The 11,864-nt window shown below is 64.4% G+C and carries 6 protein-coding genes; 1 reads left to right on the plus strand and 5 read right to left on the minus strand.

Annotated elements, in window-relative coordinates; translation table 11 throughout:
• Window positions 1–300: 300 nt before the first annotated feature.
• Window positions 301–7,701 carry an IPT/TIG domain-containing protein gene (locus ACVOLZ_RS15420; RefSeq protein WP_481516901.1) on the minus strand — a complete coding sequence of 2,467 codons (7,401 nt, stop codon included), beginning with the start codon at window positions 7,699–7,701 and terminating at the stop codon, window positions 301–303.
• Window positions 7,702–7,942: 241 nt separating this feature from the next.
• Here ACVOLZ_RS15420 and ACVOLZ_RS15425 point away from each other — a divergent pair, with 241 nt between their 5' ends.
• Window positions 7,943–8,296, plus strand: coding sequence for a hypothetical protein (locus ACVOLZ_RS15425; RefSeq protein ID WP_481516902.1), 354 nt, complete (start codon window positions 7,943–7,945; stop codon window positions 8,294–8,296).
• 100 nt (window positions 8,297–8,396) lie between these two features.
• Here ACVOLZ_RS15425 and ung read toward each other — a convergent pair whose 3' ends face one another.
• The 4 genes from ung to ftsE are packed head-to-tail and all read right to left on the minus strand — an operon-like array spanning window position 8,397 to window position 11,605.
• Complete coding sequence (ung, locus tag ACVOLZ_RS15430; protein WP_481516903.1) at window positions 8,397–9,107, minus strand: uracil-DNA glycosylase; 711 nt, start codon at window positions 9,105–9,107, stop codon at window positions 8,397–8,399.
• On the minus strand, window positions 9,104–9,946 hold the full coding sequence (locus ACVOLZ_RS15435) for a response regulator (protein WP_282272954.1): 843 nt from the start codon (window positions 9,944–9,946) through the stop codon (window positions 9,104–9,106). Before ACVOLZ_RS15435 ends, ung begins: the two co-directional genes overlap by 4 nt.
• Window positions 9,947–9,953: 7 nt before the next feature.
• Window positions 9,954–10,922 carry a permease-like cell division protein FtsX gene (ftsX, locus tag ACVOLZ_RS15440; RefSeq protein ID WP_481516904.1) on the minus strand — a complete coding sequence of 323 codons (969 nt, stop codon included), beginning with the start codon at window positions 10,920–10,922 and terminating at the stop codon, window positions 9,954–9,956.
• On the minus strand, window positions 10,919–11,605 hold the full coding sequence (ftsE, locus tag ACVOLZ_RS15445) for a cell division ATP-binding protein FtsE (RefSeq protein WP_481510910.1): 687 nt from the start codon (window positions 11,603–11,605) through the stop codon (window positions 10,919–10,921). The genes ftsX and ftsE overlap by 4 nt, the downstream gene beginning before the upstream one ends.
• Window positions 11,606–11,864 lie beyond the last annotated feature (259 nt).

Below are 11,864 nucleotides of genomic sequence, written 5' to 3' on the forward strand. Positions count from 1 at the left end.
GGCGAAATCGAGATTAAACCTGAATAGGCAACAGAAACGATGACACCGTGACAGGACTACTAACGTAGCAAACCCAGTGTCTCCCGCATATGACAAGGATCAATGAGATTCAGCCAGCGGCCGGCCGACATCGGGACGATCGCCTGCGTTTTGCCGCTCGCAGGCTTTGTCCCGTCGGGCTGTCCCGCTCGGCTGTCCGCCGAGCCTCCCGGCGGAAAGAGCAGAGGGAGGAAGCATCGCTGCTCCCTCCCTCTTGGCCAGCGCAGCTGCGCGGACCGCCAGCCCGAACTTCAACGCCCCTTAAGGCTTGCTCGTCGCCCGGTTTGGTTCAACCACCGGCCGGGTCAGGCCGTTGTTCTGGAACCAGGCCTGCTCAGCATTGATCGGCGCCAGTGCCCGCCCATAACCAATACGCAGACCAAAGCTGTTGGCGAACGCATCACGCGCTTGTTCGCGACGGAACAGGAAGGACATGCTCCAGCCATTACTGAAGTCCACATCCAAGCCGGCACCCACCGCCAACAGGTCATCGTTGTAACTGCGCAGCCCCAGTACGTAGTTGCTGTCACGCGGTGCAACCACATAGTTCAACTCGGCATCGCCACTACTGTTCAGCGACTGACGCCATTCCAGCAGCCAGGTCGGGCGCAGCATCGCCGTGGCGGTGCGGAAGTTGTAGCGCCCCTCCACACCCACAGCCGCCGAGCTGCTGTTCACCTTCTGCTGCTCGTACTGCAGGTCGTAGATGCCCAGGCCATGTTCGCGATAGGCGTCCAGTGTGGTCTTGCTGGCATCCACCCGGCCATAGCCGGTCAAGGTGCTGACTTCACCCCTGTGGTCATAGCCCAGGGTGAACGAAGCAAAGCGCTGGTCGCCGTCGCGCGAGCCGGTGGCCGTTGCGTTGGCTACCGTGCTGCGGCGCTTGTTGTCGAAGTCCAGCTGCCCCAAGCCCAACAGGCTGTCGACAAACCAGTTGTTCGAGTGCCATACGCCATAAAGCGCGAACGATTGCTGCTTGGCATCCAGCGACGAGCCACCGGTATCGAAGTCGGTGTCGTTCCAGCCCATGCCACCGGCTGCACCCAACACCAGCGCTTCGCCTATCGCACGATCGACGCCGAAGCTCACACCATCACTGCGGAACTTGAAGCCCTCGCTTGCACCGCGGGCATCACGCTCACCCTGGATGATGGAACCGGCGCTCCACACGCCCCACCCTGCCGGCAGCTTGGGTACCTTCGCACCCACCTGGTCGGCACTCAGCGACAGCCCTGGCTGATTGTTACCGCCCTGCATGCTCAGCGACATTCCGTTGGAAGATGTGTTGCGGCCATGACGCAACTGGCCCAGTCGTCCACGGATGTTGTCCTGCTGAGCCTGCACGAAGCGCAGGCTGGCATCCAACTGTGCCTGTATGCCAGCGGCTACCGATGCTTCGCGGGTCGGATCGGGGCGCTCATCGACGGTCAGCTCCAGGCTGATCGTGGCCGCAACGAAGTTGCCCGACGCCGCCAGCGTAGCAGTCAAGGTGGTCATACCAGCGCCGACGATGCTGACGCTGCGGCCACTGACAGTGGCAACCTGCGTATTGCTGCTGACGAAGGTGAAGTCGCCCGGTGCATTGCTGCTCGGGTTCGGCAGATCAAAGTCACCTTCGCTGCGCAGGCGGCGTATGTTGGCTACCCATGTCAGGGCCGGCGTGGCCTTGCCAATCTGCACGTCCAGCTTCACCTGTGCGGCAGCACTGTAGTTGGCGTTACCAGCCTGGTCGGCAGTCAGTGCACAAGCGCCTGCCGACAGCATCGTCACCGTGCTACCGGACACCGTACACACGCCCGGCGACGTCGAATTGAATGTCACCGGCGCACCCGAACTGCCTCCGGTTGCCGACACGCTGAAGCTGCCGTTCGCTACGTACGTCGGTGCGCCCGGGTTGGCGACGAAGTGACTGATCACCTGCGTCGCCGCACCGATCACCACACGCAGGGTCTGCTGTGCAGCGGCCGAGTAACTGGCGTTGCCCGCTTGGTCGGCGCTCAACATGCAGTCACCTGCCGCCAGCATCGTCACTGTCGAACCGTTGACTGTACACACCGACGTGGACGTGGACGCAAACACCACCGGCTGACCGGAGTTGCCGCCGGTCGCCGCAACGGTGAAGCTGCCGTTTGCCACAAAGACAGGTGCGACCGGGTTGGCGACGAAGCCGCTAATCGCCTGCGTCGCCGCACCGATCACCACACGCAGAGTCTGCTGCGCGGCCGCCGAATAGCTGGCATTGCCCGCCTGGTCGGCACTCAACATGCAGTCGCCCGCCGTCAGCATCGCCACCGTCGAACCGCTGACCGTACACACCGACGGGGATGTGGAGGCAAACACCACCGGCACACCGGAGTTTCCACCGGTGGCCGCAACGGTAAAGCTACCGTTTTCCATAAAGACAGGTGCGCCCGGGTTGGCGACGAAGCCGCTGATCACCTGCGTCGCCGCACCGATCACCACATGCAGGGTCTGCTGCGCGGCCGCCGAATAGTTGGCATTGCCCGCCTGGTCGGCACTTAACATGCAGTCGCCCGCCGTCAGCATCGTCACCGTCGAACCGCTGACCGTACACACCGACGAGGATGTGGAGGCAAATACCACCGGCACACCGGAGTTTCCACCGGTGGCCGCAACGGTGAAGCTGCCGTTTGCCACAAAGACAGGTGCGACCGGATTGGCGACGAAGCCGCTGATCACCTGGTCCGCCGGGCTGATCAGCACGCTCAGGGTCTGCTGCGCTGCCGGTGCGTAACGATCATTGCCAGCCTGGTTGGCTGTCAACAGGCAGTTGCCCGCCGCCAGCATCGTTACCGTCGCGCCACTGACCGTACACAGCGACGGCGAGTTGGAAGCGAACACCACCGGCTCGCCGGAAACGCTACCCACAGCCGATACCGTAAACGTTCCATTCGGCACGAACACAGGTGCCGACGGGGCGGCGGTGAAGCCCGTAATCGCCTGCTGGGCGACGCCGATCGGCACGTTCAGCTGCACCTGCGCAGCCGCCGAGTAACTGGTGTTGCCCGCTTGGTCTGCGGTCAATGCGCAGTTCCCGCCCGTCAGCATCGTCACGCTGGAACCGTTGACCGTACATACCGACGGAGACGTGGAAGCAAACACCACCGGTTCGCCGGACGCTCCGCCCGCGGCCGCAACGCTGAACGTACCTGTGGGGGTGAACACCGGTGCGGCTGGATTGGCGACAAAGCCGGTGATCGCCTGCGTAGCGACGTTGATCGACACGCTCAGCTGCACCTGCGCAGCCGCCGAGTAACTGGTGTTGCCCGCTTGGTCTGCGGTCAATGTGCAGTTGCCGCCCGCCAGCATGGTCACACTGGAACCGTTGACGGTACATACCAACGGAGAGGTGGAAGCAAATACCACCGGTTCGCCGGACGCTCCGCCCGCGGCCGATACGCTGAACGTGCCTGCGGGGGTGAACACCGGTGCGACCGGATTGGCGACAAAGCCGGTGATCGTCTGCGTGGCGACATTGATCAGCACGTTCAGCTGCACCTGCGCGGCTGCCGAGTAATTGGTGTTGCCCGCTTGGTCTGCGGTCAATGCGCAGTTGCCACCCGCCAGCATGGTCACGCTGGAACCGTTGACCGTACATACCGACGGAGACGTGGAGGCAAACACCACCGCTTCGCCGGATGCACCACCCACAGCCGCTACGCTGAACGTACCTGCGGGGGTAAACACCGGTGCAGCCGGGTTGGCGGTAAAACCGGTGATCACCTGTGACAATTGGCCGATGCTGATGGTCTGGGTCAGCTGCGGCGCAGCCAGCCAATAAGCATCACCGGCCTGGTCGGCGGCGATCACGCAGTTGCCGGCGCTAAGCATCGTCACCGTGGTACCGCTGATCGAACACACAGTCGCGGTTGCCGGGGCTACGCTGTAGCTGACCGCCAGAGCGCTGCTGGCGGTGGCCACCGGGTTCAATGCGAACGTGCCGTTGGACACGAAGCTCTGCCCTGCCTGCGCAGCAAAAACTAGGCTCTGCGGGTTCTGCCCGACCAATACCCCGGTGGTCGATCCCACACTATTGAGCGTCAGTACCGCGTCATTGCCAATCGCGTCTTTCAGCGAGCCACCATTGGCATCGATTGCGTTGGCAACGGCGATGCCGTCGGTATCACCATCGCTGCTGGCCACGGTGTAGCTGAAGGACAACACGTTGCTGCCCGAACCGGACAAGTAACCGGCATAGACCGTGCTGCTACCGATCACCAGCGGCAAGCGCGGGGCACCGGTCACGTTCACCGGCTTGCTGAAGTTGACCGTGAAGCCCAGCGCGTCGGGCGCAAGATAGTGGCCCGCAGCAGGCACGGTCACCGTCGTCACCACCGGATTGATGGTGTCCACCGTGTAGGTCTCGCCATTGGTGTAACCACCGGCGATTGCGATCCCCGAGCCATTGATGATTCCGGTTCCGCTGCTGTTGAGATCCAGGCCCAACGTGCCAGTGCCACTTACACCCGTGATGGTCACCGTATAGGTGGTACCGGAACCAGTAATGGCGCTGATCGTTCCGCTTGGTCCGCCGGCGCTGGTCAGCGTGAAGTCCGCCGTATCCACGCCGGTCACCGCTTCGGAGAACACCACGGTGAAATTCAGCGTACTGGCGTTGCTGGGATTGCTGCCCACCCGGGTGATGGAGCTGACTGTCGGTGCCAGCAGATAGGTGAACTGATCTGCAGCACTGGTCGCACTGGTACCTCCCAGTGTGGTTACCCGCACGTCCACCGTACCGGCGGCCCCTGCAGGCGCGGTCGCGGTGATCTGGGTGGCGCTGTTGACCGTGAAGCCGCTCGCCGCCGTCGCACCGAAGGTCACCGCCGTCGCACCACTGAAGTTGCTACCGTTGATCACCACCGTGGTGCCACCGGCAGTCGGGCCGTTGGCTGGCGAGATCGATGTCACCGTGGGTGCTGCTACATAGGTGAACTGATCGGCAGCACTGGTCGCACTGGTACCGCCAGCGGTGCTCACGCGTACGTCTACCGTGCCCGTGCCCGCTGGCGCGGTCGCGGTGATCTGGGTAGCGCTATTGACCGTGAAGCCGCTCGCGGCAGTGGCGCCGAAGGTCACAACTGTGGCACCGCTGAAGTTGGTACCGGTAATGGTCACCGTCGTGCCGCCGCCAGCAGGACCTGCGCTCGGCGCGATGGAAGTCACTGTGGGCGCCGCAGCATAGGTGTACTGGTCAGCGGCACTGGTCGCGCTGGTGCCGCCAACCGTGGTCACCCGCACGTCCACCGTGCCCGTACCTGCAGGCGCGGTCGCGGTGATCTGGGTGGCGCTGTTGACCGTGAAACCGGTCGCCGCAGTCCCGCCGAAGGTCACTGCGGTGGCACCACTGAAGTTGCTACCGCTGATCACCACCGTCGTACCGCCGGCAATCGGGCCCGTGGTCGGCGAGATCGACGTCACCGTGGGCGCTGCCACATAGGTGTACTGATCAGCAGCACTGGTCGCGCTTGTACCGCCAGTCGTGGTCACGCGTACGTCCACTGTGCCCGTACCTGCAGGCGCGGTCGCGGTGATCTGGGTGGCGCTGTTGACCGCGAAACCGGTCGCCGCAGTCGCGCCGAAGGTCACCGCCGTGGCACCGCTGAAGTTGATGCCGCTGATGATCACCGAGGTGCCACCCGTAGCCGGGCCGCTGGTCGGCGAAACCGACGTCACCGTGGGCGCTGCCACATAGGTGAACTGATCGGCCGCACTGGTCGCACTGGTACCGCCAGCGGTGCTCACGCGTACGTCCACCGTGCCCGTGCCCGCTGGCGCGGTCGCGGTGATCTGGGTAGCGCTATTGACCGTGAAGCCGGCCGCCGCAGTCGCGCCGAAGGTCACCGCTGTGGCACCGCTGAAGTTGGTACCGGTGATGGTCACCGTCGTGCCGCCCGTGGTCGGGCCGCTGGTCGGCGAAACCGACGTCACTGCGGGCGCTGCCACATAGGTGAACTGATCGGCAGCACTGGTCGCGCTGGTGCCGCCGCCGGAGGTCACCCGTACGTCCACCGTACCGGGGCTACCTGCCGGCGCGGTCGCGGTGATCTGGGTGGCGCTGTTGACCGTGAAACCGGTCGCCGCAGTCGCACCGAAGGTTACCGCCGTGGCGCCGCTGAAGTTGTTGCCGCTGATGATCACCGTCGTGCCGCCGCCTGTCGGACCGGCGGTCGGTGAGATGGAGGTTACGCTGGGGCTTGGCACATAGGCGTATTGATCAGCGGCACTGGTTGCACTGGTGCCGCCAATCGTAGTCACCCGCACGTCCACCGTGCCCGTGCCCGCTGGCGCGGTCGCGGTGATCTGGGTGGCGCTGTTGACCGTGAAACCGGTCGCCGCAGTCGCACCGAAGGTTACCGCCGTGGCGCCGCTGAAGTTGGTGCCGCTGATGATCACTGTCGTGCCGCCCGTGGCCGGGCCGCTGGTCGGCGAAACCGATGTCACCGTGGGCGCTGCCACATAGGTGAACTGATCGGCCGCACTGGTCGCGCTTGTACCGCCAGTCGTGGTCACGCGTACGTCCACTGTGCCCGTACCCGCTGGCGCGGTAGCGGTGATCTGGGTGGCGCTGTTGACCGTGAAACCGGTCGCCGCAGTCGCGCCGAAGGTCACCGCCGTGGCACCGCTGAAGTTGGCACCGGTAATGGTCACCGTCGTGCCTCCGCCAGCAGGACCTGCGCTCGGCGCGATGGAAGTCACTGTGGGCGCTGCCACATAGGTGAACTGATCGGCCGCACTGGTCGCACTGGTACCGCCAGCGGTGCTCACGCGTACGTCCACCGTGCCCGTGCCCGCTGGCGCGGTCGCGGTGATCTGGGTGGCGCTATTGACAGTGAAGCCGGCCGCGGCAGTGGCGCCGAAGGTTACCGCTGTGGCACCGCTGAAGTTGGTACCGGTAATGGTCACCGTCGTGCCGCCGCCAGCAGGACCTGCGCTCGGCGCGATGGAAGTCACTGTGGGCGCCGCAGCATAGGTGTACTGGTCAGCGGCACTGGTCGCGCTGGTGCCGCCGACCGTGGTCACCGTCACGTCCAGCGTACCGGCGGCCCCTGCAGGCGCGGTCGCGGTGATCTGGGTTGCACTGTTTACCGAGTAGCTGCTCGCGTTGCTCGCACCGAACTTCACCGCTGTTGCACCGCTGAAGTTGGTACCGTTGATGACCACCGAGGTGCCACCGGCGATCGGGCCAGCGGTCGGCGAGATCGACGTCACTGCGGGTGCTGGAACATAGGTGTACTTGGTGCTGGGCGAGGTCGCGCTGGTGCCGTCCGCGGTGGTCACAGTGACATCCACCGTACCGGTACCAGCGGGCACTGTCGCTACGATGCGGTTGTCGTCGCTGACCGAGAAGACGGCGATCGCACTACCAAACTTGACCGCCGTGGCGTCGCTGAAATATTCGCCGTCGAGGTTGATCGAATTGCCACCGACTGTGGGGCCGGAGCTCCGGCTCAGAGCGTTGAGCTCCGGTGCCGCAGGCAAGGCTGTCACCGTGTTGGACGTGAGGCTGGGCACACTGCCCCCCCCGGCGCTGGTCCCGTTGATGTAAAACTGGTATTGCTTGTTGCCGGTCAATCCGACCACGTTGATCGGGCTACCGCTGCCTTGCGCGGACTTCCAGGCACCACCGTTCATTGCCATTGCCGTGACAGAGTAGGTGACTGTGCCGCCGCCATTTTCTGCAGATGGAGTGAAGCTCACTTTCGCCGACCGTTTGCCCGCAACCGCAGTCACGTTGCTCGGGGCACTTGGCACACCAGCGAGCGAGATCCAGGACGTCGACGACGAAACCGCCCCGCCCCACGACCCTCCCCCTGAACGTGTCATCGTGTAATTGAGCGAGACCTGCACGCCACCCAGCGCCACGTCGTCGGCGGTAATCGTGTATCTGGCCGTACACGAGCCTGTCGCCGTCAGCGCACTGCAGTTCGACCCGGCCTGGAAAGGATCAGGCACACCACTGAAGCTCACCCCGGTGATGGGGCTGTCCTTCGAGTTCACGTTGAAGGTAAAGGTAAGGACATTGCCAGCAGCAGTGAAGCTGCCCGGGCTTACCGTCGAACTCACCGACTGCGCAAACGCAGGCACCGCCAGCATTCCCGTGCACATCAGCGCGATGTTGAGCACCCGCGCGAACAAGGCCCGGGCATCAGTTGACGCACGCGATTTGAAAGACACCCATGAAAAAAGAGCGCTTATCGCGCCGAAAAATCCCCTGGTCATCAACGCCCCCTAAGGCGCAACGCTGCCGGACCATGCAGGATGCATGCCCCCCGTGGCCGGCATAAAAACACACAATCGTAAGAGAGATGTGACGGGCGCCCAAAACGCCAGCTTTACGCCGTCAAGGCCGCAAGCGCCGGCAGCCGCCAGTCGATCCGGGTTTGGCCGTTGCGGGCCAGATAGTCATTGGTCTGCGAGAAATGACGGCAGCCGAGGAACCCACGGTGCGCCGACAACGGCGAAGGATGCGGCGCCTTGAACACGCGGTGGCGGCGGGTATCGATGACCTTGCCTTTTTTCTGGGCGTAGGCACCCCACAGCAGGAACACCAGGCCTTCGCGCTCACGGTTGAGCACGTCGACCACATGGTCGGTGAAACCCTCCCAGCCGCGGCCCTGATGCGCGCCGGCCTTGCCCTCTTCCACCGTCAGCACAGCGTTGAGCAGCAGCACACCTTGCTGCGCCCATGGCAGCAGGCAGCCGTGGTCCGGGCGCGGGATAGCCAGGTCGGCTTCAAGCTCCTTGTAAATGTTGAGCAGCGACGGCGGCACCGGCACACCCGGCATCACCGAGAAACTCAAACCATGCGCCTGACCGTAGCCGTGGTACGGGTCCTGACCCAGCACGACGACTTTTACCTGCTCGAACGGGGTGGCGTTGAAAGCGGCAAAGATTTCCGGGCCAGGCGGGAATACGTGTACGCCGGCCGCCTTGCGCTTGCGCAGGAAGGCCGACAGCTCGCGCATTTCCGGGCGCAGCAGCCAATCGCCAATGCGCGCCTTCCAACTGGGCTCGAGCTGGATCTGTGCGCCGTCTTCGCTCACAGCACCACCGCCGGCTGTGCCATGCGCGCCAGCCGCAGCTGGAACAGCACCTTGGTCACCAGCAGACGTTCTTCAATGGGTTTCTGCACCAGATCATTGGCGCCGGACTGCAGCAGTGCCGACTGGTTGTGCGGATTGCTGTCACCGGTCATCACCAGTACCGGCAGGCGTCGCTTGCCATAGGCGAAGTCGACGCGGATGCGCTCGACCACATCGCGCCCACTGAGCTCGCCCTTGAGGGTGACGTCGGTCAGCACCAGGTCCACTTGGCGCGTGGTGCGGCCCAGCGACTCGGCGGTGAGCAGCGAGAATGCATCCTCGGCGGTAAGCACGTGCACGACATGCAGGTCGTGGCGTTCGAGCATGCGCTTGGTGGCTTCGGCCACCACGCGGCTGTCTTCGACATAGAGCACGGTCGCATTGGCCACCGGCTCGGGCTGCACATAGCCACGGATGAAGGTCGCCAAGGCTTCATGGCCCAGCGCCTTGTCGAAATAGTCGGTGACGTATTCGGTGAAGCGGCGCTGTTCCAGATGCTGCTGGGCGTCGCCGGAAACCACGATCACCGGCACATAGGCCTGTCCGGCGGTTTCGCGCACGCCACGCGCCAGCGCCAGGCCATCGCCATCAGGCAGGGCCAGCGAAGTGGTGACCAGATGCACCGGGCCAGCTGCCAGCGCTTCACGCGCCTCGGCAATGCTGGCGCAGCCCACAACCTCGACATCCGGCAGTTCGCGCTTGAGCACGTCGCTGATCAGGCGCCGTACCAGTTTGGATCCATCGACCACCATTACCCGCGGCGCGTCGCTGATCAGGTGCTTGAGCTCGTGCGTGGACATGCGGGCCTCAGGTTTCAGTCGGGCGAGTCTGCCTGAGGAAGTGACCGGTAACCAGCCATGCCCCCAACCAACCCAGAATCGTGGTGCCTACCAGCACCATGCCCGAATGCAGCAGATCCAGACCATGCAACATGAAGGGGCTGCCGTAGCTTTGCGACAGATTGGCCAGTGGCGCGCGCAAGGCCAGCCCGCATACGCCGATCAAGCCCAAGGCGAGCGCACCGGCAGCGAGCCCGTACCACGCGCCCATATAGACAAACGGGCGACGGATGAAGCCATCACTGGCCCCCAGCAACTGCAGCACGCCGATTTCCTCGCGCCGTGCCTGGATATCCAGGCGCACCGTGTTGCCAACCACCAACGCTGCGCCCAATCCCAGCAGCACCGACAACACCTGCACCAGGCGCGCACCAAAGTTCAGCCAGCCATCCAGCCGCTGCCGCCAGAGTGCGTCGTGCTGGACCAGATCTGCCTGCGGCAGGGTTTCCAGCGATTTGGCCAAGTCGGCGTCGACGCCGCCGGTTGGAGTCACGATCAGCAACGTGGGCAGCGGGTTCTCGCCCAGCGCATCGATGGCTTCGCCCAGACCTGCGTTCTGACGCAGCTCGGCCAAGCCTTCGTCTGGCGTGCGCAGCTGCACCTGCGCCACATCGGCACGGGCGCGCAGGGTCTTGGCCAACTCCTGCGCAGCGGCGCCATCGACGTCGGTCTTCAGGAACAGGTTGATATCGCGTGATTGCTGCACGCTGCCGGAGAAATGCTTGAGGTTGTCCAGGCCGATCGACAGCCCCAACGGCAGTGCCAAGGCCAGTGCCATCACCGCCACCGTCAGCGCGGTCGCCCACGGCCTGCGCAGCGCGCGGCCGAGACTGAACACCACGCTGTGCAAATGGTGGTTGATCCAGGTTGCCAGCCGCGACGGCGCTGCCGTGCTGGTGTTCGTTGCGGACTTCTCGCTGCTGTTGCTGCTAGTCATTCGGCCAGGTCCTGCGGCGAGATGTCATCGACCAGACGGCCGTGATCGAGGATCAACACGCGCTTGCGCATCTGCTTGAGCAGGGCCAGGTCATGGCTGACCACCAGCACGCTGGTGCCGCGCGCCGGCAGCTCGGCAAACAAGGTCATGATTTCCGCGGCCAGGGTCGGATCAAGATTGCCGGTGGGCTCGTCGGCCACCAGCAGCTTGGGCTCGGCGACGATTGCACGGGCAATGCCGACGCGCTGCTGCTCACCGGCCGACAGTTCGCTGGGCAGCGCCTTTTCGCGATGGCCAAGGCCCATCCGCTCCAGCACCGAGCGCACCCGCTTGCCGGTATCGGCACGGCGGTCGCCGCGCAGGATCAGCGGCAGGGCGACGTTCTCGCCGATGCTGCGGTCGACCAGCAGGCGATGGTCCTGATAGACCGCGCCGACTTCGCGCCGATGCAGGGCAACCTTGCCGCCACGCACCTTGAGCAGATTGCGCTCGCCGAAGATGACAGCGCCACGGCTGGGCCGCTCGCTCAGATGGATCAGCTTGAGCAAGGTGCTCTTGCCGGCACCGGAGTGCCCGGTGACGAACAGCATCTCGCCGGCCGCCACCTCGAAGCTGACATCCAGCAGCGCCTGATGGCCACCGGCATAGTGTTTGCTGACATTGTCAAAACGCAGGACGCTCATCGTGCTGATTATGCAGGAGCGCGGGCGGACTGCGGGGAATGCAGGTCACGTGGCGTGGGTTATGCGTAGTGCCGAGCCATGCTCGGCATGGGGCTTTACCAGCCATGCCGCAGGAGCGGCGTAAGCCGCGAAGCCGGGATTGCATCAACCGGCAAAAAGCTTACCCCTCCCCAACCCTCCCCTTTGCTGCGCAAAAGGGAGGGAGCTGTAGTGCCGAGCCATGCTCGGCATGGGGCCTTGCCAGCCATGCTGCAGGAGC

Source organism: Stenotrophomonas sp. STEN020 (assembly GCF_056760195.1).